At 64.6% G+C, this 25,125-nt stretch carries 34 protein-coding genes and 2 tRNA genes; 27 read left to right on the forward strand and 9 right to left on the reverse strand.

Annotated elements, in window-relative coordinates:
- The first annotated feature begins 186 nt into the window (after positions 1–186).
- From AABN02_RS16545 to AABN02_RS16655, 23 genes are all read left to right on the forward strand, one after another.
- Complete coding sequence (locus AABN02_RS16545) at positions 187–525, forward strand: P-II family nitrogen regulator (RefSeq protein ID WP_179633193.1); 339 nt, start codon at positions 187–189, stop codon at positions 523–525.
- Between the two features lie 31 nt (positions 526–556).
- Positions 557–2,344, forward strand: a complete 1,788-nt coding sequence (gene amt / locus AABN02_RS16550) for an ammonium transporter (protein ID WP_338416025.1) — start codon at positions 557–559, stop codon at positions 2,342–2,344.
- A gap of 127 nt (positions 2,345–2,471) precedes the next feature.
- Positions 2,472–3,767, forward strand: coding sequence for a glutamate--cysteine ligase (gene gshA, locus AABN02_RS16555; protein WP_338416026.1), 1,296 nt, complete (start codon positions 2,472–2,474; stop codon positions 3,765–3,767).
- A gap of 233 nt (positions 3,768–4,000) precedes the next feature.
- Positions 4,001–4,369 carry a 50S ribosomal protein L14 gene (gene rplN, locus AABN02_RS16560; RefSeq protein WP_173805738.1) on the forward strand — a complete coding sequence of 123 codons (369 nt, stop codon included), beginning with the start codon at positions 4,001–4,003 and terminating at the stop codon, positions 4,367–4,369.
- Between the two features lie 21 nt (positions 4,370–4,390).
- Positions 4,391–4,708: a 50S ribosomal protein L24 gene (rplX, locus tag AABN02_RS16565; protein WP_179633191.1), complete on the forward strand. Its 318-nt coding sequence runs from the start codon at positions 4,391–4,393 to the stop codon at positions 4,706–4,708.
- 14 nt (positions 4,709–4,722) lie between these two features.
- Complete coding sequence (gene rplE, locus AABN02_RS16570; protein ID WP_338416027.1) at positions 4,723–5,280, forward strand: 50S ribosomal protein L5; 558 nt, start codon at positions 4,723–4,725, stop codon at positions 5,278–5,280.
- Positions 5,281–5,287: 7 nt separating this feature from the next.
- Complete coding sequence (gene rpsN, locus AABN02_RS16575) at positions 5,288–5,593, forward strand: 30S ribosomal protein S14 (RefSeq protein ID WP_338416028.1); 306 nt, start codon at positions 5,288–5,290, stop codon at positions 5,591–5,593.
- 32 nt (positions 5,594–5,625) lie between these two features.
- Positions 5,626–6,021, forward strand: a complete 396-nt coding sequence (gene rpsH, locus AABN02_RS16580; RefSeq protein ID WP_179633188.1) for a 30S ribosomal protein S8 — start codon at positions 5,626–5,628, stop codon at positions 6,019–6,021.
- 16 nt (positions 6,022–6,037) lie between these two features.
- The gene (gene rplF / locus AABN02_RS16585; RefSeq protein WP_179633187.1) at positions 6,038–6,571 is read left to right on the forward strand and encodes a 50S ribosomal protein L6; all 534 of its coding nucleotides are present in this window, start codon (positions 6,038–6,040) and stop codon (positions 6,569–6,571) included.
- 11 nt (positions 6,572–6,582) lie between these two features.
- A complete protein-coding gene (gene rplR / locus AABN02_RS16590) occupies positions 6,583–6,948 on the forward strand; it encodes a 50S ribosomal protein L18 (protein ID WP_310460636.1) in 366 nt (121 codons plus the stop codon).
- 30 nt (positions 6,949–6,978) lie between these two features.
- Positions 6,979–7,497 carry a 30S ribosomal protein S5 gene (rpsE, locus tag AABN02_RS16595; RefSeq protein ID WP_179633185.1) on the forward strand — a complete coding sequence of 173 codons (519 nt, stop codon included), beginning with the start codon at positions 6,979–6,981 and terminating at the stop codon, positions 7,495–7,497.
- A 17-nt stretch (positions 7,498–7,514) separates the two neighbouring features.
- A complete protein-coding gene (rpmD, locus tag AABN02_RS16600) occupies positions 7,515–7,706 on the forward strand; it encodes a 50S ribosomal protein L30 (protein ID WP_338416029.1) in 192 nt (63 codons plus the stop codon).
- Positions 7,707–7,708: 2 nt separating this feature from the next.
- On the forward strand, positions 7,709–8,143 hold the full coding sequence (gene rplO / locus AABN02_RS16605; protein ID WP_338416030.1) for a 50S ribosomal protein L15: 435 nt from the start codon (positions 7,709–7,711) through the stop codon (positions 8,141–8,143).
- Between the two features lie 14 nt (positions 8,144–8,157).
- Entirely contained in the window at positions 8,158–9,468 is a 1,311-nt protein-coding gene (secY, locus tag AABN02_RS16610) for a preprotein translocase subunit SecY (RefSeq protein ID WP_338416031.1), read from the forward strand.
- 55 nt (positions 9,469–9,523) lie between these two features.
- Positions 9,524–9,742 (forward strand): translation initiation factor IF-1, encoded by a 219-nt coding sequence (gene infA / locus AABN02_RS16615; RefSeq protein WP_004521905.1) that lies wholly within the window; start codon positions 9,524–9,526, stop codon positions 9,740–9,742.
- Positions 9,743–9,797: 55 nt separating this feature from the next.
- Complete coding sequence (rpmJ, locus tag AABN02_RS16620; protein ID WP_012348927.1) at positions 9,798–9,911, forward strand: 50S ribosomal protein L36; 114 nt, start codon at positions 9,798–9,800, stop codon at positions 9,909–9,911.
- Between the two features lie 34 nt (positions 9,912–9,945).
- Positions 9,946–10,311 carry a 30S ribosomal protein S13 gene (gene rpsM, locus AABN02_RS16625; protein WP_310460632.1) on the forward strand — a complete coding sequence of 122 codons (366 nt, stop codon included), beginning with the start codon at positions 9,946–9,948 and terminating at the stop codon, positions 10,309–10,311.
- Positions 10,312–10,341: 30 nt separating this feature from the next.
- Positions 10,342–10,746: a 30S ribosomal protein S11 gene (gene rpsK / locus AABN02_RS16630; RefSeq protein WP_179633180.1), complete on the forward strand. Its 405-nt coding sequence runs from the start codon at positions 10,342–10,344 to the stop codon at positions 10,744–10,746.
- Between the two features lie 229 nt (positions 10,747–10,975).
- On the forward strand, positions 10,976–11,599 hold the full coding sequence (gene rpsD, locus AABN02_RS16635; protein WP_338416032.1) for a 30S ribosomal protein S4: 624 nt from the start codon (positions 10,976–10,978) through the stop codon (positions 11,597–11,599).
- A 136-nt stretch (positions 11,600–11,735) separates the two neighbouring features.
- Positions 11,736–12,722 (forward strand): DNA-directed RNA polymerase subunit alpha, encoded by a 987-nt coding sequence (gene rpoA / locus AABN02_RS16640; protein ID WP_293999505.1) that lies wholly within the window; start codon positions 11,736–11,738, stop codon positions 12,720–12,722.
- Between the two features lie 102 nt (positions 12,723–12,824).
- Positions 12,825–13,223 (forward strand): 50S ribosomal protein L17, encoded by a 399-nt coding sequence (rplQ, locus tag AABN02_RS16645; protein ID WP_338416033.1) that lies wholly within the window; start codon positions 12,825–12,827, stop codon positions 13,221–13,223.
- Positions 13,224–13,305: 82 nt separating this feature from the next.
- A tRNA-Met gene (locus tag AABN02_RS16650) sits at positions 13,306–13,382 on the forward strand.
- Between the two features lie 108 nt (positions 13,383–13,490).
- Positions 13,491–13,567 (forward strand) — tRNA-Met (locus tag AABN02_RS16655).
- A 63-nt stretch (positions 13,568–13,630) separates the two neighbouring features.
- On the opposite strand, the gene AABN02_RS16660 is transcribed toward AABN02_RS16655, so the two are convergent.
- The 4 genes from AABN02_RS16660 to AABN02_RS16675 all read right to left on the reverse strand — a co-directional run bounded on the left by AABN02_RS16660 (position 13,631) and on the right by AABN02_RS16675 (position 16,638).
- Positions 13,631–14,014: a hypothetical protein gene (locus tag AABN02_RS16660; RefSeq protein ID WP_338416034.1), complete on the reverse strand. Its 384-nt coding sequence runs from the start codon at positions 14,012–14,014 to the stop codon at positions 13,631–13,633.
- Positions 14,011–15,078 (reverse strand): RNA 3'-terminal phosphate cyclase, encoded by a 1,068-nt coding sequence (gene rtcA / locus AABN02_RS16665; protein ID WP_338416035.1) that lies wholly within the window; start codon positions 15,076–15,078, stop codon positions 14,011–14,013. Before rtcA ends, AABN02_RS16660 begins: the two co-directional genes overlap by 4 nt.
- Before the next feature lie 13 nt (positions 15,079–15,091).
- Complete coding sequence (locus AABN02_RS16670) at positions 15,092–15,916, reverse strand: nucleotidyltransferase domain-containing protein (RefSeq protein ID WP_338416036.1); 825 nt, start codon at positions 15,914–15,916, stop codon at positions 15,092–15,094.
- Positions 15,917–16,029: 113 nt separating this feature from the next.
- Positions 16,030–16,638 carry a hypothetical protein gene (locus AABN02_RS16675; RefSeq protein ID WP_338416037.1) on the reverse strand — a complete coding sequence of 203 codons (609 nt, stop codon included), beginning with the start codon at positions 16,636–16,638 and terminating at the stop codon, positions 16,030–16,032.
- Between the two features lie 29 nt (positions 16,639–16,667).
- Here AABN02_RS16675 and AABN02_RS16680 point away from each other — a divergent pair, with 29 nt between their 5' ends.
- Positions 16,668–16,913 carry a type II toxin-antitoxin system prevent-host-death family antitoxin gene (locus tag AABN02_RS16680; RefSeq protein WP_338416038.1) on the forward strand — a complete coding sequence of 82 codons (246 nt, stop codon included), beginning with the start codon at positions 16,668–16,670 and terminating at the stop codon, positions 16,911–16,913.
- A 16-nt stretch (positions 16,914–16,929) separates the two neighbouring features.
- Here the strand turns inward: AABN02_RS16680 and AABN02_RS16685 are convergent, their stop codons facing one another.
- Positions 16,930–17,427 (reverse strand): hypothetical protein, encoded by a 498-nt coding sequence (locus AABN02_RS16685; protein WP_338416039.1) that lies wholly within the window; start codon positions 17,425–17,427, stop codon positions 16,930–16,932.
- Between the two features lie 44 nt (positions 17,428–17,471).
- Positions 17,472–18,698, reverse strand: a complete 1,227-nt coding sequence (locus AABN02_RS16690) for an RtcB family protein (protein WP_338416040.1) — start codon at positions 18,696–18,698, stop codon at positions 17,472–17,474.
- A gap of 195 nt (positions 18,699–18,893) precedes the next feature.
- On the opposite strand from AABN02_RS16690, the gene rtcR reads away from it, so the two are divergent.
- From rtcR to AABN02_RS16705, 3 genes are all read left to right on the forward strand, one after another.
- Entirely contained in the window at positions 18,894–20,522 is a 1,629-nt protein-coding gene (gene rtcR / locus AABN02_RS16695) for an RNA repair transcriptional activator RtcR (RefSeq protein WP_338416041.1), read from the forward strand.
- A 61-nt stretch (positions 20,523–20,583) separates the two neighbouring features.
- Positions 20,584–21,279, forward strand: coding sequence for a hypothetical protein (locus AABN02_RS16700; protein ID WP_338416042.1), 696 nt, complete (start codon positions 20,584–20,586; stop codon positions 21,277–21,279).
- Complete coding sequence (locus AABN02_RS16705) at positions 21,272–21,928, forward strand: RES family NAD+ phosphorylase (RefSeq protein WP_338416043.1); 657 nt, start codon at positions 21,272–21,274, stop codon at positions 21,926–21,928. Before AABN02_RS16700 ends, AABN02_RS16705 begins: the two co-directional genes overlap by 8 nt.
- On the opposite strand, the gene mmuM is transcribed toward AABN02_RS16705, so the two are convergent.
- From mmuM to AABN02_RS16720, 3 genes are all read right to left on the reverse strand, one after another.
- Positions 21,925–22,914: a homocysteine S-methyltransferase gene (gene mmuM / locus AABN02_RS16710; RefSeq protein ID WP_338416044.1), complete on the reverse strand. Its 990-nt coding sequence runs from the start codon at positions 22,912–22,914 to the stop codon at positions 21,925–21,927. The two genes, AABN02_RS16705 and mmuM, sit on opposite strands and share 4 nt — an antisense overlap.
- Positions 22,911–23,741: a basic amino acid ABC transporter substrate-binding protein gene (locus tag AABN02_RS16715; RefSeq protein ID WP_338416045.1), complete on the reverse strand. Its 831-nt coding sequence runs from the start codon at positions 23,739–23,741 to the stop codon at positions 22,911–22,913. The genes mmuM and AABN02_RS16715 overlap by 4 nt, the downstream gene beginning before the upstream one ends.
- Positions 23,742–23,808: 67 nt before the next feature.
- Complete coding sequence (locus tag AABN02_RS16720) at positions 23,809–25,035, reverse strand: aminotransferase class I/II-fold pyridoxal phosphate-dependent enzyme (RefSeq protein ID WP_338416046.1); 1,227 nt, start codon at positions 25,033–25,035, stop codon at positions 23,809–23,811.
- Positions 25,036–25,125 lie beyond the last annotated feature (90 nt).

Below are 25,125 nucleotides of genomic sequence, written 5' to 3' on the forward strand. Positions count from 1 at the left end.
ACTCACCCTGATGGGGGTGTTGCACCTATGTGGTGCATTCCAGGGTCACCACATAGGTGCATTGCCGGGGTGGTGCACGCCCAGTGGATGGTCACCGGATGTTTCGAGACGTGGCACGGAAGATGCAGAAGGTTGCGGGTATCTGTTCCAACACCAGTCAACCAGTCAGAGCAACCAGGAGCTGCCATGAAGATGGTCACTGCCATCATCAAGCCTTTCAAGCTTGATGAGGTTCGAGAAGCCCTCAGCAACATCGGTGTGCAGGGCATCACCGTCACCGAGGTCAAGGGGTTCGGGCGCCAGAAGGGCCACACCGAGCTGTACCGCGGTGCCGAGTACGTCGTCGATTTCCTGCCCAAGGTCAAGGTCGAAGCCGCTGTGGACGACGCGGTCGTGGACCGCGTGATCGAGGCCATCGAAGGCGCTGCACGCACCGGCAAGATCGGTGACGGCAAGATTTTCGTGACGTCCCTGGAGCAGGTGCTGCGCATCCGCACGGGCGAAACCGGCAAGGATGCCCTGTGAGCGCTCGCCACAGGAACGAGGAGAACACCAAATGAAGAAGCTGATCGCGTGGTTCGCCGCGCTATTGACGGTCGTGGGCATGCTGGGCTTCGCGCCTGCAGCACTGGCCGCTGATTTCCCGGACGCGAAGGTGATGTTCGAGTCCGGCAAGGCGGAGGTGCCTGCGGACGCTGCGGCCTCCATGAAGGCCGTGGCCGATTTCCTGGCCGCCAACGCGGATGCCAAGGTGCAGCTGTCCGGGTTCGCGGACAACTCCGGTTCGCTGGAAGTCAACAAGGAACTGTCCAAGCAGCGCGCCCTCGCGGTGCGCGAGGCGCTGAAGGCGGCGGGCGTCGACGAAGCCCGCGTCGTGCTGCAGAAGCCCGAGGACATCACGGCCGGCGAGGGCGATGCTGCCCGCCGTGTCGAGATCACGCTGGCCAAGGTGGCGGCCGCTGCTGAAGCGGCGCCCGCCGCCTCGGACGCGGCACCGGCCCCCGCGCCGAAGATCGACAAGGGCGACACCGCCTGGATGATGCTGTCCACGCTGCTGGTCATCCTGATGACGCTGCCGGGTCTGGCGCTGTTCTACGGCGGCCTGGTCCGCTCGAAGAACATGCTGTCGGTGCTGATGCAGGTGATGGTGACGTTCTCGCTGATCGTCGTGCTGTGGTTCGTCTACGGCTACAGCCTGGCGTTCACCGAAGGCAATGCGTTCATCGGCGGCTTCGACCGGCTGTTCATGAAGGGCGTCTGGGACAATGTCGCTGGCACCTTCGCGCCTGCGGCCACGTTCAGCAAGGGTGTCTACATCCCCGAGATCGTGTTCGCTGCGTTCCAGGCCACATTCGCAGGCATCACCTGCTGCCTGATCGTCGGCGCCTTCGCCGAGCGCATCAAGTTCTCGGCCGTGCTGATGTTCATGGTGCTGTGGTTCACCTTCAGCTATGCGCCGGTCGCGCACATGGTCTGGTACTGGATGGGTCCGGATGCCTACGCCTCGAAGGAAGTCGCTGACGCGATGACCGCCAAGGCTGGCCTGATCTGGCAGTGGGGCGCGCTGGACTTTGCTGGCGGCACCGTGGTGCACATCAACGCCGCCGTGGCCGGTCTGGTCGGCTCCTACATGGTCGGCAAGCGCGTCGGCTATGGCCGCGAAGCCTTCACGCCGCACTCGCTGACGCTGACCATGGTCGGTGCCTCGCTGCTGTGGGTGGGCTGGTTCGGCTTCAACGCCGGCTCTGCCCTGGAAGCCAACAACTTCGCCGCGCTGGCGTTCATCAACACCTTCATCGCCACGGCGGGCGCCGTGCTGGCGTGGTGCATGGGTGAAGCGCTGATGAAGGGCAAGGCGTCGATGCTGGGCGCTGCTTCGGGTGCGGTGGCTGGTCTGGTGGCGGTGACGCCGGCAGCGGGCAACGTCGGCATCATCGGTGCGCTGATCATCGGTGTCATCGCCGGCTTCGTCTGCCTGTGGGGCGTGCATGGCCTCAAGCGCCTGCTGGGTGCCGATGACTCGCTGGACGTGTTCGGCGTGCACGGCGTCGGTGGCATCCTGGGTGCCCTGCTGACCGGCGTGTTCAACTCGCCGAACCTGGGTGGCCCGAGCGCCGTGGCCGACTGGGTGACCGTGGGCATGGTGGCTCCGGATGCCTACTCGATCGCTGCACAGGTGTGGATCCAGGCCAAGGCCGTGATGCTGACCGTCGTGTGGTCGGCCGTGGTCTCGGTGATCGCCTACAAGATCGTGGATCTGGTGATCGGTCTGCGTGTGCCGGAAGACGACGAGCGCGAAGGTCTGGACATCACCTCGCACGGCGAAACCGCCTACGCCAAGTGATCGTTTCCTGCTGATTGCCCTTCAAGGGGCCGCCTTCGGGCGGCCCCTTTTGTTTTGCCGCTGCACCCGCATCTGAAGACCTTCCTAGAATGGCCCTCATTCCCCTTTACAGCGCAGGTCACCCACCATGGTTCCCCATCTCGTCACCGCACTGACCGGCCCGATCAACGAGCTTGAAGCCCGCATCCTCGACTCCATGCCGGCCATCGAGCGCTGGTTCCGCCTGGAGTGGATGGAGCACACGCCGCCCTTCTACACCTCGGTCGATGTGCGCAACGCCGGCTTCAAGCTGGCGCCCGTGGACACCAACCTGTTTCCGGGCGGCTGGAACAACCTGACGCCCGAGATGCTGCCGCTGGCGGTGCAGGCGGCGATGGCGGCGATCGAGAAGATCTGTCCCGAGGCCAAGAACCTGCTGCTGATCCCCGAGAAGCACACCCGCAACACCTTCTACATGACCAATGTGGCGCGGCTGGTGCAGATCTTCACGCAGGCCGGGCTGAACGTGCGCCTGGGCTCGCTCGACCCGGAGGTGAAGGAGCCGACCACGTTCGAGCTGCCGGGCGGCGAGTCGCTGACGATGGAGCCGCTGCTGCGCACCCAGCGCCGCCTGGGGCTGAAGAACTTCGACCCCTGCACCATCCTGCTCAACAACGACCTGTCGGCGGGTATTCCGTCGGTGCTGGAGAACCTGCACGAGCAGTACCTGCTGCCGCCGCTGCACGCGGGCTGGGCCGTGCGCCGCAAGACCAACCACTTCCAGGCCTACGAGGAAGTGGCCAAGAAGTTCTCCAAGCTGATGGGGATGGATCCGTGGCTGATCAACCCGATGTTCAGCCAGTGTGGCGAGGTGAACTTCGCTGAAGGTTCGGGCATCGAGTGCGTGCAGACCAATGTCGATGCGCTGCTGGGCAAGATCCGCCGCAAGTACAAGGAATACGGCATCAACGAGAAGCCCTTCGTGATCGTCAAGGCCGACAACGGCACCTACGGCATGGGCATCATGACCGTGCGCGACGCCAAGCAGCTCGACGAACTCAACCGCCGCACGCGCAACAAGATGAGCGTGATCAAGGACGGCCAGGAGGTCACCGAGGTGATCATCCAGGAGGGTGTGCCGACCTACGAGCGCATCAACGACGCGGTCGCCGAGCCGGTGGTCTACATGCTGGACCGCTACGTCGTGGGCGGCTTCTACCGCGTGCACGCGGACCGTGGCATCGACGAGAACCTCAACTCGCCGGGCGCGCAGTTCATCCCGCTGGCCTTCGCCGAGAGCAACCACCTGCCGCGCCAGGGCACCAAGCCGGGGGCGAGCGCACCGAATCGGTTCTACATGTACGGCGTCGTGGCCCGGCTGGCGATGCTGGCCGCCAGCTACGAGCTGGAGGCGACCGATCCGGACGCAGAGGTCTACGACTGAGCTGCGCCCTCTGCAGATTTCGGCGCTGGGGGAGTTGACATGATTTCCCAGCTCTGACATACTCTTAGGCTCTTCTGGCTTGCGCACGTGCCTAGCCGCATGTGGCGCAATCTGGCTCCGCCCCAAACGCAACCGCTTGGTGAGTTTTCACCCAGTCGTTGTGACGGGCCCAAGACTGACCGCGAGCGGTGGCCGAGTGGGGCTATCAGCGCGGGATAAGTTGGGGATTCGACATGATCCAAATGCAATCGCGACTCGACGTCGCGGACAACACCGGTGCGAAGTCCGTCATGTGCATCAAGGTGCTTGGCGGTTCTAAGCGTCGTTATGCCGGTATCGGCGACGTGATCAAGGTCAGCATCAAAGAAGCTGCACCGCGTGGTCGCGTCAAAAAAGGCGAGGTCTACAACGCCGTGGTCGTTCGCACGGCCAAGGGCGTTCGCCGTCAGGACGGCTCGCTCGTCAAGTTCGATGGCAATGCAGCCGTGCTGCTCAATGCCAAGTTGGAGCCGATCGGCACCCGCATCTTCGGCCCGGTGACGCGTGAACTGCGTACCGAGCGCTTCATGAAGATCGTGTCCCTGGCTCCGGAAGTGCTCTAAGCCGACTGCGAAGGACAGGCCATGAACAAGATTCGCAAAGGCGACGAGGTCATCGTGCTGACCGGTCGCGACAAGGGCAAGCGCGGCGCGATTTCGCTGCGCGTTGATGAAGACCATGTGGTGGTTGACGGCATCAATGTCGTCAAGAAGCACGTGCGTCCGAACCCGCTGAAGGGCACGACCGGTGGCATCGTCGACAAGACCATGCCGATTCACCAATCGAATGTGGCGATCTTCAACCCCGCGACCGGCAAAGCCGACCGCGTGGGTATCAAGCTCCTGGCTGACGGCAAAAAAGTGCGCGTCTTCAAGTCCAGTGGCGAAGAGATCAAAGCCTGAGGCGGGAATTCGAGATGGCTCAACAACAAGCTCAAGCTCGTCTGCAAGCGTTCTATCGCGAGAAGGTCGTTCCTGACCTGATGCAGAAATTCGGCTACACGTCGGTCATGGAAGTGCCGCGTTTCGAGAAGATCACCCTGAACATGGGTGTCTCCGAAGCGGTCTCCGACAAGAAGGTCATGGACCACGCCGTCGGCGACCTGACCAAGATTGCCGGTCAGCGTCCTGTCGTCACCAAGTCCCGCAAGGCCATCGCCGGTTTCAAGATCCGCGAAAACGTGCCCATCGGCTGCATGGTGACCCTGCGCGGTGTGCGCATGTTCGAATTCCTGGACCGTTTCGTGACGATCGCGCTGCCGCGCGTTCGTGACTTCCGCGGTATCTCGGGTCGTTCGTTCGACGGTCGCGGCAACTACAACATCGGCGTCAAAGAACAGATCATCTTCCCCGAAATCGAATACGACAAGGTGGATGCTCTGCGTGGTCTGAACATCAGCATCACGACGACGGCCGGTACCGATGACGAGTGCAAGGCGCTGCTCACGGCCTTCCGTTTCCCGTTCAAGAACTGAGGCCCTCATGGCAAAAGTCTCTCTCATCCAGCGCGAAGAAAAGCGCGAGAAGCTGGTGGCCAAGTACGCCAAGAAGTACGCGGAACTGAAGGCCACCATCGACGACAGCAACAAGTCGGAAGAAGAGCGCTACATGGCGCGTCTGGCTCTGCAGCAGCTGCCCCGTAATGCCTATCCGACCCGTCTGCGTAGCCGCTGCGGGATCACCGGTCGCCCGCGCGGCACGTTCCGCAAGTTCGGTCTGGCGCGCAACAAGATTCGTGAACTGGCCTTCCGAGGCGACATCCCCGGTCTCGTCAAGGCGAGCTGGTAAGCCGGCCCCAGGGCACGAACAGGAGTTATTCCATGAGCATGAGTGATCCTATCGCCGACATGCTGACCCGCATCCGCAACGCGCAGATGGTCGAGAAGGCCAGCGTAGCGATGCCAGCGTCCAAGTTGAAGGCTGCCATTGCGCAAGTCCTCAAGGACGAGGGTTACATCGACGGTTTCGCAGTCAAGACGACGGACGGCAAGTCCGAACTCCAGATCGGTCTGAAGTATTACGCCGGCCGCCCGGTGATTGAGCGCATCGAGCGCGTCAGTCGCCCTGGTCTGCGTATCTACAAGGGCCGTCACGACATCCCCCAGGTCCAGAACGGCCTGGGTGTCGCCATCGTCACCACCCCCAAGGGTGTGATGACCGACCGCAAGGCGCGCGCTTCCGGTATCGGTGGCGAAGTCCTCTGCTACGTCGCATAAGGCAGGAGACCCGGAAATGTCCCGCGTTGGAAAAATGTCGATCACCGTCCCGCAAGGCGTGGACGTGTCGGTCACCGAAGACCAGATCAGCGTCAAGGGTGCCAAAGGCACTCTGGTGCGTCCGGTGCATCGCCTGGTCAAGGTGAGCAACGAATCTGGCAAGCTGTCTTTTGCTCCGACCGATGATTCGGCCGCAGCCAATGCCATGTCCGGCACCGTGCGTGCGCTGGTCAACAACATGGTCAATGGCGTGAGCAAGGGTTTCGAGCGCAAGCTGAACCTGGTCGGCGTGGGTTTCCGCGCTCAAGCCTCGGGTCAGAAGCTCAACCTCCAGATCGGGTTCTCGCACCCCGTGGTCAAGGAAATGCCGGAAGGCATCAAGGTCGAGTGTCCCACTCAGACCGAAGTCCTGATCAAGGGTGCTGATCGCCAGGTCGTCGGCCAGCTGGCTGCAGAGGTTCGTGCCTTCCGTCCCCCCGAGCCCTACAAGGGCAAGGGCATCCGATATTCGGATGAGAAGGTCACGATCAAAGAGACCAAGAAGAAGTAAGGAGCCGCACCATGTTGAACAAGAAAGAACAGCGCCTGCGCCGCTCCCGTCAGACCCGTGCCCGCATTGCATTGCAGGGCGCGGTTCGTCTGAGCGTCTTCCGCTCGAACCTGCACATCTACGCCAGCGTGATTTCCGGCGACGGCTCGAAGGTGCTCGCCAGCGCCTCGACCGCCGAAAAGGAAGTCCGCGAGCAGCTCGGCACGGCTGGCAAGGGCGGCAACGTCGATGCCGCCACGCTGATCGGCAAGCGCATCGCCGAGAAGGCCAAGGCCGCCGGCGTCGAGAAGGTGGCGTTCGATCGCTCTGGTTTCGCGTATCACGGCCGCATCAAGGCGCTGGCCGATGCAGCGCGCGAAGCTGGTCTGCAGTTCTGATCCGCCTCGCTCGAAACGAAGGAATACAAAATGGCTAAGTTTCAACCGAAGGTTGCTGACGAAGGTCGCGACGACGGCATGCGCGAGAAGATGATCCAGGTCAACCGCGTGACCAAGGTGGTCAAGGGCGGCCGGATCATGGCGTTTGCTGCACTCACCGTGGTGGGTGATGGCGACGGTCGCATCGGCATGGGCAAGGGCAAGGCACGTGAAGTGCCGGTGTCCGTCCAGAAGGCGATGGAATCGGCGCGCCGCGGCATGGTCAAGATCCCCCTGCGCAACGGCACCGTGCCGCACAACGCGACTGGCGAGCATGGTGCTGCCAAGGTCCTGCTGGCGCCCGCGCCGGCCGGTACCGGCATCATCGCTGGCGGTCCGATGCGCGCTGTGTTCGAAGTCATGGGCATCACCGACATCGTCGCGAAGAGCCTCGGCTCCTCGAACCCGTACAACATGGTTCGCGCCACGTTCGACGCCCTGTCTCGCATGACGACCCCGTCCGCGGTGGCCGCCAAGCGTGGCAAGACGCTTGAAGAAATCTTCAACTGAGCGGGCTGGAGGACAACATGTCTGATAACACCGACAAGAAGACCGTCAAGGTCAAGCTGGTCAAGAGCCCGATCGGCACCCGCGAATCGCACCGTGCCACGGTGCGTGGTCTGGGCCTGCGTGGCATGAACACCGAATCCGTGCTGGAAGACACCCCTGCGGTGCGCGGCATGATCAACAAGGTCTCGTACCTGGTGAAGGTGCTGTAATCATGGAACTCAATTCGATCAAACCGGCATCGGGTGCGAAGCACTCCAAGCGCCGCGTGGGTCGCGGCATCGGTTCCGGCCTGGGCAAGACCGCTGGTCGCGGTCACAAGGGTCAGAAATCGCGTGCTGGTGGCTACCACAAGGTCGGCTTCGAAGGCGGTCAGATGCCGCTGCAGCGTCGCCTGCCCAAGCGCGGCTTCAAGTCGCAGCTGCTGAAGTACAACGCTGAAGTCACCCTGTCGCAACTGCAGAACCTGGCTGTCGATGAAGTCGACGTCCTGGTGCTGAAGCAGGCAGGTCTGGTGGCTGACATGGTGAAGAACGTCAAGGTCATCAAGTCCGGCGAGCTGACCAAGAAGGTCGTGCTGAAGGGCGTGGCGGCAACCGCTGGTGCGCTGGTGGTCATCGAAGCCGCTGGCGGCTCGATCGCTGCCTGAGTCACAGGTTTTCCGTGGCAACGAACCCGACACAACTGGCGAAGAACGGCAAGTTCGGCGATCTGCGTCGCCGGCTGGTGTTCTTGCTGCTGGCCTTGGTGGTTTACCGCATCGGCGCGCACATCCCTGTTCCCGGCATCAACCCTGAGCAGCTGGCGCAGTTGTTCAAGGGCCAGCAGGGCGGCATCCTGAACCTGTTCAACATGTTCTCGGGTGGTGCGCTGTCCCGGTTCACCGTCTTCGCGCTGGGAATCATGCCGTACATCTCGGCATCGATCATCGTGCAGCTCATGGGCTACGTGATCCCGACGCTGGAGTCGCTGAAGAAGGAAGGCGAAGCCGGTCGTCGCAAGATCACGCAGTACACCCGCTACGGTGCGCTGGGTCTGGCGCTGTTCCAGTCGATGGGCATTGCGCTCGCGCTGGAAGGGTCGCCTGGTCTGGTGATCGATCCGGGTCCGATGTTCCGCATCACGGCCATCGTCAGCCTCACGGCTGGCACGATGTTCCTGATGTGGCTGGGTGAGCAGATCACCGAACGTGGTCTGGGCAACGGCATCTCGATCCTGATTTTCTCGGGGATCGCGGCTGGTTTGCCTGGTGCGATCGGCGGGCTGGTCAACCTGATCAACACCGGGGCGATGAGCGTGATCGTGGCGCTGCTGATCGTGCTGATCGTGATTGCGGTGACGTTTGTGGTCGTGTTCGTCGAACGGGCTCAACGCAAGATCCTGGTCAACTATGCCAAGCGGCAGGTTGGCAACAAGGTCTACGGTGGTCAATCGTCGCATCTGCCGCTGAAGGTCAACATGGCGGGTGTGATTCCGCCGATCTTCGCGTCGTCCATCATTCTGCTGCCGGCAACGGTGGTGGGCTGGTTCGCGACCGGTGAAAAGCTGCGCTGGTTGAAGGACATCTCGTCGGCGCTGTCGCCGGGGCAGCCGATCTATGTGCTGCTCTACGCGGCGATGATCGTGTTCTTCTGCTTCTTCTACACGGCCCTGGTGTTCAACAGCCGTGAGACCGCAGACAACCTGAAGAAGAGTGGTGCGTTCATTCCCGGGATTCGTCCTGGCGAGCAGACCGCGAAGTACATCGACAAGATCCTCGGGCGGTTGACGCTGGGTGGCGCGGTGTACATCACGCTGGTCTGTCTGCTGCCCGAGTTCCTGGTGCTGAAGTACAACGTGCCGTTCTACTTCGGTGGAACGTCGCTGCTGATCATTGTGGTCGTGACGATGGACTTCTGGGCGCAGGTCCAGTCGTACGTGATGTCGCAGCAGTACGAAACGCTGTTGAAGAAGTCCAGTTTCAAGGCGAACTGAACTTCCAGGCACGCTGAACAAGAAAGACCGAGTAAGCGTATCGAGCCGATTTCGTATGGCGAAAGACGACGTTATTCAGATGCAAGGGGAGGTCATCGAAAACCTCCCCAATGCCACCTTCCGGGTCAAACTGGAAAACGGCCATGTAGTGCTCGGGCATATTTCCGGCAAGATGAGGATGCACTACATCCGCATCCTGCCGGGAGACAAAGTGACCGTTGAATTGACCCCCTACGACCTGAGTCGTGCTCGCATCGTGTTCCGGGCGAAGTGAGCGAACCTCCCAACATTGTCCGGAAGAGAAGCGCAAGCCGATCAAGGAGAAGACCATGAAAGTCTCGGCATCCGTCAAGAAGATCTGCCGCAATTGCAAGATCATCCGTCGCAAGGGTGTGGTCCGTGTGATCTGCACCGATCCGCGCCACAAGCAGCGCCAGGGTTGATCGACCCGTCGCTGAAACCCTTTAGAGAGTCACCATGGCACGTATTGCTGGTATCAACATTCCGCCGCACAAGCACGCCGAAATCGGCCTGACCGCGATCTTTGGTGTCGGTCGTACGACCGCCCAGAAGATCTGCGACAGCTGCGGCATTCCGTTCAACAAGAAGGTCAAGGACCTGACTGACGGCGATCTGGAAAAGATCCGTGAGGCCGTGGGCACGATCACCATCGAAGGTGACCTGCGTCGCGAAATCTCGATCAACATCAAGCGCTTGATGGATCTGGGCTGCTACCGTGGCTTCCGCCATCGCCGCGGCCTGCCCATGCGTGGTCAGCGTACCCGCACCAATGCCCGTACCCGCAAGGGTCCGAAGAAGGGCGCTGCTGCGCTGAAGAAGTAAGCGCATCGTCGCCCAGGAAAGATTCGAGTCATGGCAAAAGCACCTGTCAACAACGCCGCGCGCCGCGTGAGCAAGAAGGTCCGCAAGAATGTTGCGGACGGTATCGCTCACGTGCACGCTTCGTTCAACAACACGATCATCACGATCACCGACCGTCAGGGCAACTCGTTGTCCTGGGCCTCGAGCGGTGGCCAGGGTTTCAAGGGTTCGCGCAAGTCGACGCCCTTCGCAGCCCAGGTGGCGGCGGAAGTCGCAGGTCGTGCCGCTCAGGAACAAGGCATCAAGAACCTGGACGTTCGCATCAAGGGCCCCGGCCCGGGTCGCGAGTCGTCGGTTCGTGCGCTGGCTTCCCTGGGCATCCGCATCGCGTCGATCTCCGACGTGACGCCGGTCCCGCACAACGGCTGCCGTCCGCAAAAGCGCCGTCGCATCTGATGCCGGATTCCTGTCTGCACGCGCAGACAGGATGAACGCGTCAAATTGCGCTACAATCGCAGGTTTTCCGGCGAAAGCTTCACGCGTTCGCCGGAAAAGTCGTCGTTGCGACTGTCAAGGTGAAGTGGCTCCAGGGCCGCCGAACTACTTTAAGACCACCGTTTCGCGGATTCCCGCGAGACTCGCGTACGAATTGCGTACGTCAGATTGAAACACAAGGACAACGTCCGTGGCACGTTACCTCGGCCCCAAGGCCAAACTTTCCCGCCGTGAAGGCACCGACCTGTTCCTGAAGAGCGCCCGCCGTTCGATCAGCGACAAGTCGAAATTCGAAACCAAGCCGGGCCAGCATGGCCGCACTTCGGGCTCGCGCACTTCGGACTACGGTCTGCAGCTGCGTGAAAAGCAGAAGGTCAAGCGCATGTACGGCGTGCTGGAAAAGCAGTTCCGCCGCTACTTCGCCGAAGCCGAGCGCCGCAAGGGCAACACCGGTGCCACGCTGCTGCAGCTGCTGGAATCGCGCCTGGACAACGTTGTCTACCGCATGGGCTTCGGCTCGACCCGTGCTGAAGCGCGTCAGATGGTTTCGCACAAGTCCATCACGGTTAATGGCCAAGTGGTCAACATCCCGTCGTTCTCGGTCAAGGCCGGCGACGTGGTGGCCGTGCGCGAAAAGGCCAAGAAGCAACTGCGCATCGTCGATGCGCTGAAGCTGGCCGATTCGATCGGTCTGCCGGCCTGGGTGGCGGTCGACCTGACCAAGATGGAAGGTACCTTCAAGAAGGCGCCTGACCGCGACGAACACGGTGCCGAGATCAACGAATCGCTGATCGTCGAACTGTACTCGCGCTGATTCGTGAGATGGCACGCACCGGAGCGTGTGTGCCTCAGACCCCATCGCATCCCGGGTGCGCTGGGGTCTTGCATCGCCCGGTGGGTCCATCAGCCTTATCGGTGTAACGAGCCGAGGGTATTGACAGGAACTTTGAATGCAAACCAATCTGCTGAAGCCCAAAGCCATCAACGTCGAACCGCTGGGCGGACACCGCGCCAAGGTGACGCTGGAACCGTTCGAGCGTGGCTATGGTCACACGCTGGGCAATGCACTGCGCCGCGTCCTGCTGTCGTCGATGGTGGGCTACGCGCCGACCGAAGTGACGATCGCCGGCGTGCTGCACGAATACTCGACGGTGGATGGCGTGCAGGAAGACGTCGTTCACATCATGCTGAACCTCAAGGGCGTGGTGTTCCGTCTGCACAACCGCGACGAAGTCACGCTGGTTCTGCGCAAGGAAGGCGAAGGCCCGGTCACCGCGCGTGACATCCAGACGCCGCACGATGTCGAGATCATCAACCCGGACCTGGTCATTGCGCACCTGGCCCAGGGTGGAAAGCTCGACATGCAGATCAAGGTCGAGAAGGGCCGTGGCTATGTGCCGGGCACGATGCGCCGCTACGCCGACGAGCCGACCAAGAGCATTGGCCGCATCGTGCTGGACGCGTCGTTCTCGCCGGTTCGCCGTGTGAGCTACACCGTCGAGAGCGCCCGCGTCGAGCAGCGCACCGATCTGGACAAGCTGGTCATGGAAATCGAGACCAACGGCGCGATTTCGCCGGAGGAAGCGATCCGTGCCTCGGCCAAGATCCTGGTCGAGCAGCTCGCTGTGTTCGCGCAGCTCGAAGGCAACGACCTGGCCGGCATCGTCGAACCTGCACCGCGTGCGCAGCACTTCGATCCGATCCTGCTGCGTCCGGTGGACGAGCTGGAGCTGACCGTGCGTTCGGCGAACTGCCTGAAGGCCGAGAACATCTACTACATCGGCGACCTGATCCAGCGTACCGAGACCGAGCTGCTGAAGACCCCGAATCTGGGTCGCAAGTCGCTCAACGAAATCAAGGAAGTCCTCGCTTCGCGTGGTCTGACCCTGGGTGCGCGTCTCGAGAACTGGCCGCCGCAAGGTCTCGACAAGCGTTGATCGCTGGTCGAGCGCTGACTGATTGAAACACCCAGCACGCTTTGAACGTGCACCCGGCGGTACCTGATCCGGCCGCCGGCATTTGAACCAGAAAGAAGCATCATGCGCCACCGTAACGGCCTCCGTAAACTGAACCGCACCTCGTCGCACCGTCTGGCGATGCTGCGCAACATGGCCAACTCGCTGATCCAGCACGAAGCCATCAAGACCACGGTCCCGAAGGCCAAGGAACTGCGCCGCGTCGTCGAGCCCCTGATCACGCTGGGCAAGACCCCGACGCTGGCCAACAAGCGCCTGGCATTCGACCGCCTGCGCGACCGCGACAACGTGGTCAAGCTGTTCGCCGTGCTCGGCCCGCGTTACGCCGCACGTCCGGGTGGCTACAGCCGCATCCTGAAGATGGGTTACCGCGTTGGCGACAATGCGCCGATGGCCTTCGTCGAACTGGTGGACCGTCCTGACGCGGACACCGCTGCCGCGCCGGTCGAAGCCGCCGAGTGATCGGTCTGCGGTTTCGGTTGAAAATATCCACCGAAACCGCTTGCTGACAACCCAGGTTTCAGCATAGAATATAAGTCTCAGTCGCGGGGTGGAGCAGTCTGGTAGCTCGTTGGGCTCATAACCCAAAGGTCGTAGGTTCAAATCCTGCCCCCGCAACCACAGATTTCGCAGGCAGCTTCGGCTGTGTGCACCGACAGCCGGCAATTCGCTGGCTGTTTTGTTTCAGGGTCGTGCTGCTTACCAGAGCAGTTCAGCCAAGGTTTCAGTCGCGGGGTGGAGCAGTCTGGTAGCTCGTTGGGCTCATAACCCAAAGGTCGTAGGTTCAAATCCTGCCCCCGCAACCAGACACTCAAAAGCCAGCTCATCGAGCTGGCTTTTTTGTTGTCTCTGCGCGTTGCCTGATCCGCTCAGCCGCGAATGAACACCGTGACCAGCGGGTCCGGGCCCACCTGCCGGCTCCAGTGGCCGTGCACTGTAGCGTCGAATACCGCACCCGAGGGCAGCACGTCGGCAGAGTAGAAGTGCTCCCCAGGCGAGAACACGCGCGACGAGCCGTCCTGCAGGCCGATCTCCATCTGTCCGCCAAGGATGAACACCCACTGCGGATTTTCCGTGCAATGGAATTCGCTGCGGAATCCCACCGGGCTGTGCCGCAGTTGATAACCACCGCTGGGCATCAGCGGCGACAGGCGCGCGGTGGGCTTGCCTTCGGTCAGCGCGATCGATTCCTCGCGGAAACGGGCCCGACCGTCGGTGTCGGTGAACAGGATGATTTGGGTGAAGGTGCTCATGCGGCATTGTCGTCCTTCGGACGCACCTCAATCTCCACCGCCATGGCCTGTCCCTCGGGAAGGGCTCGTACGTCGAACTGCACCGGCAGAAAGCGCCCGATGGTCTGGAAGTTGGTCGCCGCGTGCAGGCTCACCTCAGTGCAGGTATAGCGCGCGGCCCGACCACTGCGCCACACCGCCAGCGCCAGTGGCAAGGCCCACTGGTCTGCCAGATGCGGGCCGAGCGCGGCGGTGCTGCCGAGGTAGTGCTGCACTTGGCGCACAACGTCCTCCCCGACGGTTTCGGCACTGCGCGCTTTCTCGCCGATGCTGCAGAACACCTCGGTGACGTGCGCGTGGCGCAGCGTGGCCAGCAACGCATTGCCCGGCCCTTCGTTCTGGCGCGTGACCGGGATCGCGCTGTGGTCGTACGTCCAGCCGAGCTGGTCACGCAGCACGCCCAGCTCGCGCTCGGCGACGCTGCGCCGCACGCCGGGCACCAGGCACTCGGCGTGCCGGCCGATCAGCGGGCCGCGCTCGGTCAGGTCGAAGGGTTGCAGCCCCTCGGCGCCGGCCGGGTGCAACTCCGCGTGGACCTCGCCGCCTCCACCCGGGTAGAAGCCGCAGCGGCGCAGTTGCAGCGTCGCCGCCGCGCCGAGCCGCCGCACCAGTGGTGCGTAGGCCTGGTCGACAAAGTGGAAGCTCGGGGCCATCGGGTTGTGCGTCCCGCCTTGCAGCGTGAGCCGGGTGGGGGCATCGGCCAGCAGCAACGCGGGCCAGACCGTCTGCAGCACCAGCATCACGCTGCCGGCCGTGCCGACGCTGAAGTGGTGGTCGCCGCCGCGCACCGGGCCGGGGGTGAAGCGCAGCGTCTGCCCACCGGGCGTGGCGCCATCGACCTGCGCACCGCTGACCGCCTGCGCGGCGCTCACGCAAGTCAGGTGCTGGCGCATCAGGCCGGGTTTCGGCCGGCGTGCGCGGATCTTCTCCAGCAGGACCGGCTGGCCCGTCACCATGGACAGCGCGAGCGCGGTCCGCAGCACCTGGCCGCCGCCTTCGCCCTCGGAGGCGTCGATGTGGATCATGGAGTCCATTGGGTCAAGGGGAGGGTTGCAGGGTGTCGAACCGCAGCACGGTTTGCAGCAGGAACTCGTCGAGCCCGCTCACATCCGGCCGCCCGTCGTCGGTCGGTCCCTGGGCGTGGGCCACTTCCAGCTCGCTCACCAGGAAATCGTGGATCGCCGGCCAGCGCGGCGAGGTGGCGGCTTCGCCCGCGCGCATCTTCACCGCCAGCAGCCGGTTGATCTCGGCGATCAGCACGGGGTCGTCCAGCGTGGCGAGTGCCAGATCGGCGAAGCGCATCGGCGGCGCCCCGCGCCCGGCGCGGATCCAGCGCGCGGCCAGCAGCGGGCGTAGCACGTAGAGGTATTTCTTGTAGCGCACCACTTCGCCGAACAGGTGCTCGCGCAGGTTCTTCTTCGCCATCGACACGTAATGGTGGTAGCCGCGCACGGTGGAGAACCCGCGTTCGGCCAGCGCCCGGAACGGTGTCATCACCGCCACCTCCTCGCGGTAGACGATGGGCGAGCGCAGCCACTCCAGAAGCGTCGGGTTCGACGCCTTGAGCAACTGCAGCGCCTTGCGCAACTCCCAGCCGTTGATGTCCAGGTCGCCGCTGATCGGCACCTCGATCACGTCGCGCCGCGGCTCCACCGTCAGGTACCACGGCAAGCGCGGGACGTAGAGGAAGCGCACGTCGTAGTCGCTGTCCGGCGAGGCAAAGCCCCAGCCTCGGCTACCGGATTCGCAGGCGAACAGGATGGTGACGTGGTGGGTCGCCTCGATGCGGCGCAGCTCGCCAAGGATGGTGGCGCGCATGGCCGGCTCGACCGGGTGGGCGCTGAGGATAGCGGTGTCGGTCATGGTGGCCTCGTTCATTGGCTCAGTTCAGATAAAACACCTCGCCCACCGGCCGAAACGGCAGCCGCCGACCCTCGGGCAGCAGGTAGGCATGCGACCGCCGGATCGCCAGCGTGTCACAAGCGCCGTCGGTGATCACCAGGATCGGCCCGTCGGCGGGAAAGTCGCGCGCGTCCTGCAGCAGGTCGATGCCCGGCTGCAGCACCGTGCCGCCCCTCGGCCTGCGCCCACGCCAGCCACTCCGACGCCGACACGCGCAACTGCACATGCACCATGCGGTTGATCAGCGCCGAGGACATCGGCCGCACGATGGCCGAGTCCTGTGCCCGGTTGCCCGCGCCGATGACGCGATGGAGCCGGCCGGCAGGTGGTACTCGCCGATGCGCCGCTCGTGGATCAGGCTGTAGAACGCCTTCTGCACCTCCTGCGAGCAGGCGTTCAGCTCGTCGAGGAACAGACCAGTAGGGCTCGGGCCGCGCGATCATGGCCGGCGGACAGAAGCGGCTCACACCCCCTTCGATCTGCGGCACGCCGATCAGGTCTTCCGGCGCGAGCTGGCTGCCCAGCAGCGACACGCAGTCCAGCCCGACGCTCTCGGCGAACTGCTGCACCAGCGCCGACTTGCCGATGCCCGGCGCTCCCCAGATGAACACCGGGCGCACGGTGGCGACGTGGAGCAGGAACTCGCTGAGCTGGGAGGGGGTCAGGGGGTGGAGACTTTGCATTTCGTGTCGATCGATCTAGGATGGTTTCCATGGCGCACTACCGCATCGTTCAGGCTCAGGATCGGTTGTTGGAACTGGTTCAGCGCGCCCTCGCCGGTGAGGACGTGGTGATCACCCGCGATGACGACCAGCCGCTGCTGCGGCTCACGCCCGTCGCGTCCAGCGCACCTCGCGTGCGCCAGCCGGGGTCGGCCAAAGGGCAAATCACCTGGATGGCGCCGGATTTCGAGGCGCCGCTGGACGACTTCGCCGAATACAGCTTGCTTCGATCGTGATGTTGAAAATGATGGGCTAATTTTTGGCGGGCCTGTTGTTCTCGGCTGTTTTTAGGAGTCGAGGAAGCGCGCCGTAAAGAAAAGCGTGAGCGAGCGCGAATGGGTCGATGAATGCGAGTTCTCTTCGATCGGTTTCCGCTTGAATATATGGCATGAATACGGATTCTCCATCTATTACCGATAGATGATCGGGGGTCTTTTCAAGACCGATCAATAACCTCTGTGCATGAATTATCCGATTCGTCGCATCCCAAAGATCAGTGACGCGAGCTTCGGTCGTGGATGGCGTCCAAATCCATCGCGGGGTATCAAGGGGAAATTTTTCTTTTGGAGGTAATATCTCTAGTGCTCGTCGGCAGTTGAGTGCAAAAATGCTTGTGATGTCGAGTGTGTTTGCGACGAGAGAATTGATAAGGGGTTCATGGTGTTTTGGATATTCAGCGCTGGAGAGCGCCCAAAGACGTACGGCTTGGTCGGTAGCTACTGATATCGAATGCCGAGTGATTGCTTCCATGATTAGTGCTCTCTATTTATTCTGCGTCAGTTGAGGTAATATTTTCACCCCTTCACACACACAACCTGCTTCAGCACATAAACCACCTCCACCAGATCCCCCTGCGCCGTCATCACCGCATCAATGTCCTTGTACGCCATCGGGATCTCGTCGACCACGTCGGCGTCCTTGCGGCACTCGACGCCCGCGGTCGCGGCGATCTGGTCGGCCACGGTGTAGCGCTTCTTCGCCTGGGTGCGGCTCATGACGCGGCCGGCGCCGTGGCTGCAGCTCTCGAAGCTCTCGGGGTTTCCTTTCCCGCGCACGATGTACGAACGCGCGCCCATGCTCCCCGGGATGATCCCCAGCTCGCCCTTCTTCGCGCTCACCGCCCCCTTGCGTGTGACGAACACGTCCTCGCCAAAATGCGTCTCGCGCTGCACGTAGTTGTGGTGGCAGTTCACCGCCTCCAGGTGCGTCTCGAAGGGTTTGGCGATCACCTGGCGGACGGCACGGACCACGCGCTGCATCATCACCTCGCGGTTGGCGCGGGCGAATTTCTGGGCCCATCCGACCGCGCGCACGTAGTCGCCGAAATACTGCGAACCTTCCTCGAAGTACGCCAGGTCCTTGTCCGGCAGATGCACGTCGTTGCGCATCGCGTCTTCCTTGGCCAGCTCGATGAAGCGCGTCCCGATCGCGTTCCCCACCCCGCGTGACCCGGAGTGCAGCATGAACCACACCGCGTCCGCCTCGTCCAGGCAGACCTCGATGAAGTGGTTCCCCGTGCCGAGTGTCCCCAGGTGCTTGTGGTTGTTGGTCTTGGTCAGGCGCGGGTGGTCGGCGCAGATCGCGTCGAACTCGTCCACCAGCCCCGCCCAGGCCGCGTCCACCTCGTCGGGCGGCGTTTCCCAGGCGCCATGGTCGCGGCCGTGGCGCTGCGGGTTGCGGCCGTGTGGCACCGCCTGCTCGATCGCCGCGCGCAGCGGCCCGAGCTGGTCCGGCAGGTCGTCGGCGCGCAGCGTGGTCTTGCAGGCCATCATCCCGCAGCCAATGTCCACGCCGACCGCGGCGGGAATGATTGCCTTGAACGTCGGGATGACCGAGCCGACCGTGGCGCCGATCCCGAGGTGAACGTCCGGCATCGCCGCGACGTGGTGGAACACGATGGGCAGGCGGGCGGCGTTGGCGAGCTGCTGCATCGCCGCCGGCTCGACCGGGACGCCGCGGGTCCACAGCTTGATGGGCACACCGCCGTCGGCGGCAACTTCGTTGTAGTGGGGGGTGTTCATGTGCATGGTGCCGTGCTTTTTGCAATGGACATGCCATCCCGCGTTGCTGGCCTGTCCTGCGTGGTCATTCTGTTCCAAGTGCTTGATTCTGAATGGAAAGATCCATCACGCCGTGGGTGATGCGGCAGGACGCGGCGAACCGTGGCGCGGCATTGGCTAGACTATGCGCTACTACTTTATCCAGCCAGGAAACCGATGGAACACCGCCAGACCGTCGTCATCGGCTTTCTCGGCACCCAGCTCGACGGCGGGCAGGGCGCCGGCCGCTGGGAGCGCTGGCGCCCCACCGTCTCGCTGGTGCAGCACGAGGACCTGGTGGTCGACCGGCTGGAGCTGCTCCACGCCCGCCAGCACCTGCGGCTGGCCGAGCTGGTCAAGGCGGACATCGCGGCGGTGTCGCCCGAAACCACGGTCCGGCTCGTGCCGATGGACATCCGTGACCCGTGGGACTTCGGCGAGGTCTACGGCGCGCTCTACGACTGGACGCGCGACTACCCCTTCGACCCCGAGCGCGAGCGGTACTGGGCACACATCACCACCGGCACCCACGTCGCGCAGATCTGCCTGTTCCTGCTGGTGGAGGCGCGCTTCCTGCCCGGTGTGCTGCTACAGACCGCGCCCCCGAAGCGCCAGCGCCACGGCGCGCCGGGCGACTACACGCTGATCGACCTCGATCTGTCGCGCTACGACGTGCTGGCGCAGCGCTTCAGCCAGGCCCAGGACGATGCGGTGAGCTTCCTGAAAAGCGGCATCGCCACCCGCAATGCCCACTTCAACGCCCTGATCGACGAGATCGAGCGTGTGGCCGTGCGCTCGAAGGCGCCGATCCTGCTGACAGGGCCGACCGGCGCGGGCAAGTCGCACCTGGCGCGGCGCATGTACGAACTCAAGAAGTCGCGCCACCAGGTCAGCGGCGATTTCATCGAGGTCAACTGCGCGACGCTGCACGGCGACGGCGCGGCGTCGGCCCTGTTCGGCCACCAGAAGGGCGCCTTCACCGGGGCGGCCACGGCCCGCGCCGGCCTGCTGCGCATGGCGCACGAGGGCGTGCTGTTCCTCGACGAGATCGGTGAGCTGGGCGCGGACGAGCAGGCCATGCTGCTCAAGGCGGTGGAAGAAAAGCGCTTTTTCCCCATGGGCGCGGACCGCGAGGTCAGCAGCGATTTTCAGCTCATCGCGGGTACGCACCGCGACCTGCGCGCCGACGTGGTGGCCGGGCGTTTCCGCGAGGACCTGTTCGCGCGCATCAACCTGTGGAGCTACCACCTGCCCGGTCTGACCGAGCGGCCTGAGGACATCGAGCCCAACATTGACCATCTGCTGCAGCTCAACACCCGCGAGACGGGGCAGGTGGTGCGCTTCAATGTCGAGGCGCGGGCGCGTTACCTGCAGTTCGCGCAGTCGCCCGAGGCGGTGTGGAACGGCAATTTCCGCGACCTCGCCGGCAGCATCACCCGGCTGGCCACGCTGGCCGACAGCGGGCGCATCGGCACGGCCCTGGTCGACGCGGAACTCGGCCGGCTGCGCTGGCTGTGGGCGCACCACTGTGGCGTGGGCCGGGCGGGCGCGGCGCCGGGGGCGTCACCGGTCGATCTGGCCGGGTGCCTCGACGCGGCGACGCTGGCGGGGCTGGACCTGTTCGACCGGCTGCAGCTCGAAGCCGTGATCGCCGTGTGCCGCAGGAGCCGCACGCTGTCGGACGCAGGCCGCGTGCTGTTCGACGTGAGCCGCACCCAGCGCAGCGTGGTCAACGACGCCGACCGGCTGCGCAAGTACCTGGGGCGTTACGGGCTGGCTTGGGAGGCCGTGGGATGGATGGCTTGATGGGTTATCAGGGATATGCTGCAATAGCATCACTCAAATCGTCATCATCAGGATTGCAACCATGACCACCACCGGCAACATGCGTGTCACCGTGGCCCACCATCCAGGGGTGTCGATGATGACCGGCACCCCGAAGGAGGTGCAGCGCAGTTTGGGCGGATCGCCGGCTGACCGCGTGCTGGTGGTGGCGTTCGACCACATCCAGCCGCTGGTCTTTGACGCCCTGGCCGAGAACTTCACCAACGTGGCCTCCTCGCTGTTCGAGGTCTTGCGGGAGCGTCATGATCAAGCTTCACTGGAGCGTCTCGCCGAGGTGCTGGTGCCCCGGACGCCACCGTCTCCTCGCCTGCTCAGGGAGGCCGCCATGCTGGTCCAGGCGCGCAAGGCGGTGCTGGAGAGTGGCGATTGGCTGACCGCCGCCGACCTCGCGCAACTGGCCGGGTTGAGCGCGCGCAATCCCAGTGCCCAGCCCAACAAATGGAAAAAGCAGGGCTCGATCTTCGCCATCAGCCACCGTGGCGTCGACTACTTCCCGGGTTACGGTCTGGACCGACACGCTGATTTCCGGCCGCTGAAGGCCTTGGCCCGGATCATCGAGACCTTCGCGGGTCACAAGGACGGCTGGGGCATGGCCTACTGGTTTTCTTCGGACAACAGTTTCCTGGGGGGCAAGCGACCGCAGGATCTGCTGGCCTCCGCGCCCGAGCAGGTCATCGAGGCAGCCAGGGACGAGGTTCAGGACATCGCCCATGGCTAGACGAAGCGTCACGCCGGAACCGCCGGGCACGCTCCATGTCACGTTCACCTCGCTGGTGAGAGACGAGGTGCTGCACCGCGTGCATCTGAGTCTGTACGCCGCCGAGCAGTTCAACCCCGGTTTGCAAGGCAACGCCCGTTTCAGCCCGATCCAGGATGCGCAGGGGGGCGCGATCCCGACCCTGTACGGCGGGACGACGATGGCGTGTGCCCTGATGGAAACCGTCTTCCACGATGTCCCGCACACGGCGGGCTTCAAGAGTTTCGACAAGCGCAAGCTGGCCGGTCAGGTGCATTCCACCGTCCGGGTGGAACAGGTGCTGCAGTTGGTCGATCTGGCGAGCGTGCCGCTGCGCAAGCTGGGTGTGACACGCGGGCAGCTCATTGACACCGAGAAGGACCAGTACCCGGCCACGCGCCAGTGGGCTGCGGCGATCCACCGCCAATGCCCACAGGCCCAGGGGCTGTCGTGGGTGTCCCGGCAGGATGACTCGGCGCGGGCCGTCGTGCTGTTCGGTGACCGCATCCCCCGTGGTGCGCTGCGACCGGAAGCGGACTCGCGCCGCCTGCTGGAGGACGTGGACGCCTACGATGCGGTGCTTGATCTGGCCGAGCGCATCGGTGTCAACATCGTTACGGGCCAACGTTAATGGCGTGATGCGGCGGTCCAGCGCCTGAACAAGGCCGAGATGTCCGCCGGTGTCGTCCGGCAGCAGCCGCCGATCAGCCGCGCGCCGCCCTCGGCCCAGTCCATCGCCTGGTCGGCGTAGCTGCGGTGCGCGCCGCCGCAGGCGCTGCCGACGAGCCAGGTCTTGGTGACCGGGTCGTACCGCTCGCCTGCGTTCGGGTAGACGAGGATCGGCTTGGTGGTGTTCGCGCGGGCGACGGCGACCAGCGAGGTGATGTGCTGCGGCGCCGTGCAGTTGATGCCGATGGCGGCCACCCGCTCGAAGCCGTCGAGTGCGCGCACCGCGTCGGCCAGCGGCTCGCCCTGGCTGTCGTGCAGGCCGTCGCGGCACGAGAAGCTGATCCACGCCCGCGTCGTGCCGCTGTCGGGTAGTTCCTCCAGCAGCCGCGCCAGCGCCCGCGCCTCGGCCAGACAGGGCAGTGTCTCGCAGGCGAGCACGTCCGCCCCCGCGCTGGCGAGCACCTGCAGCCGCGGGCGGTGGAAGTCCATCAGCGCCGCCTCGTCCAGCCCGTAGTGGCCGCGGTATTCCGAGCCATCGGCCAGCATCGCGCCATACGGCCCGACCGACGCGGCGACCAGCGGAAAGCGCCGCCCGCCGTGGTCAGGTTCGGCCGCGGCTTCGTCCCAGAACTGCGCCCGTGCCTCGACCGCGAGATGCACCGCCAGCCGCATCAGCCGCGCCGCTTCGCCATGGCCGATGCCTCGGCGCGCGAAGCCCTCGAACGTCGCCTGGTAGCTGGCGGTGGTCGCCACGTCGGCGCCGGCGCGGAAGTAGTCCAGATGGACCGCACGGATCAGCTCCGGCCGCTCGACCAGCAGCCGCGCCGACCACAGCGCGTCGTTCAAATCCGCGCCGCGCCGCTCCAGCTCGGTGGCGAGCGCGCCGTCGAGGATCAGCCGCGGCCGGGTGGCCAGCCAGTCCGCGATCGCGTCGACCCCGGCCGTCACTTCGCCGGTGCGCCGAAGTAGCGCGTCTGGATCTTGTCGTAGGTGCCGTCGGCCTTGATCGCGGCCAGTCCCTTGTTGAGCGCGGCCAGCAGCTCGGCGTTGCCCTTCTTGACCACGAAGCCGTACTGCTCCGGCACGAACGCGTCGTCGCTGATGGACTTGAAGCCGGCCGCCGTGTTGTTGGCGACGTAGTGCGCGACCACGCCGTTGTCGGCCACGACCGCGTCGACACCGCCGCTTTCCAGCTCCTTCAGCGCCAGCGGCGTCGACTCGAAGCGCTTGAGCTTGGTGCTGGTCTTGCCGAGCAGCTTGGACACCGCTTCATCGCCGGTGGTGCCGGTCTGCACCGCCACGCGCAGCGGCTTCAGGTCGTCGAAGCGGGTGACCTTCGAGTTCTTGGGCACGGCGATGAGCTGGCGGGCGTCGAAGTAGGGGTCGGTGAAGTCCATCGACTGCTTGCGCTCGTCGGTGATGGTGACGGCCGAGACGAGGATGTCGCGGTCGCCCTGGCCGAGCGTGTTGAACATGCCTTCCCAGGGGGTGTTGACGAACTTCACCTGGATGCCGGCCTTGTCGGCGACGGCCTGCAGCATGTCGATGTCGAAGCCGACGATCTCGCCCTTGTCGTTCTGCGACTCGAAAGGGGCGTACACCGCGTCGGTGCCGACGACGTAGACCTTGGCGGCGGGCGCTGGCGCGGGCGGGGCGGAGGCGGTGGCCGCGGGAGCTTCGGTCTTGCTGCAGGCGGCGAGCAGGCCGGCCACGCAGACGGCACCGGCCGTCAGGACAAAGCGTCGGGTCAGGGAGGACAGGGCAGTGGAGCGCATGGGCGGTTCGCAGTCAGGGGTGGAAAGTCGGTTGGAAGAAAGAAGGCCGGTCATGGAACAGCAAAGCTCAGGCCACCAGTGCCTGGTCCAGATCGGCGATCAGGTCGGCGGCGGACTCCAGCCCGATGCTGAGCCGGAACACGCCGTCGCCGGCATAGCGGCGGTAGTCGGCCAGCGCCGCGCCGTGCAGGTTGTAGGTGCTGGCCATCATCTCGTCGGTGCGCAGCAGCACGACCAGGCTGCGCTGGTGGCCGAGCGAGAAGGCGTAGTGGATGCACTGCAGACGCTGCGCGAGCCGCGTGGCCATGGCGGGTGCGTCGTCCACCTGGAAGGTGAGCACGGCGCCGGGCACCGCCATCTGCCGCAGCGCCAGCGCGTGCTGCGGGTGGCTCGGCAGGCCGGGGTAGGTCACGGCGCGCACGGCGGGATGCTGGCTCAGGAACCGCGCCACGGCTGCGGCGCTCTGGCTCGCGGTGAGCAGGCGCACGCCGAGCGTGTCCAGGCCGCGCTGGATCAGCCAGGCGTTGTGGGCCGACAGTGCCGCGCCGAGGTAGACCCCGGCGCGGGCGCGCAGCCGGGCGATCAGCGTGCGCCGCCCGACCACGCAGCCGCCCAGCGCGTCGCCGTGGCCGTTCATGAACTTGGTCAGCGAGTGCACGACGAGGTCGGCGCCGAAGTCGAGCGGGCGGGTGACGATGGGCGTGGCGAGCGTCGAGTCGACCGACAGCAGCGCGCCGTGGGCGTGGGCGAGCACCGCGACCGCCGACAGGTCGGTCAGGCGCAGCAGCGGGTTGCAGGGCGTCTCGGCGTGGATGAGCCGCGTGTTCGGGCGCAGCGCGGCGGCCACGGCGGAGAGGTCGGACAGGTTCACTGCGCTGACCGCGATGCCGTAGTCGGGCAGCACCTTGCGCGCCAGCTCGCTCGCTCCGGCGTAGCAGACGTCGCTCACGATGAGGTGGTCACCGGCCTTGAGCAGCGTGAAGAACATCGCCGCGATCGCCGCCACGCCGGTGGCGGTGGCCAGCGCGTCCTCGGCGCCTTCGAGCGCGGCCAGCCGCAGCTCCAGCTGGCGCACGGTCGGGTTGCCCCAGCGCGCGTACAGGTAGGGCAGTTGCGCCAGATCGTCCACGCCGTCGGCGGAGAAGGGGGCCTCGCCGGGCACGAAGCGGTGGTTGACCGACATCGTCAGGCCGGGGGCGATGGCGCCGGTGGTGGGGTCGGTCTGCAGGCCGGCGTGCAGCGCTTGCGTGGACAGGGACCAGTGGGGTGGCTGGCGGGTTTCGGACGTGGGCATCCGGGGCATTCTGGTGAAGCGGCCTGCGGTTCGGCCGCAAGCTGGGGCCTTGGCCTGCGTGAAAACCGCATGAACCACCCCCGGGACGCG

Origin of the sequence: uncultured Sphaerotilus sp., from assembly GCF_963924895.1 — a bacterium.
Classification (GTDB): Bacteria; Pseudomonadota; Gammaproteobacteria; order Burkholderiales; family Burkholderiaceae_C; genus Sphaerotilus.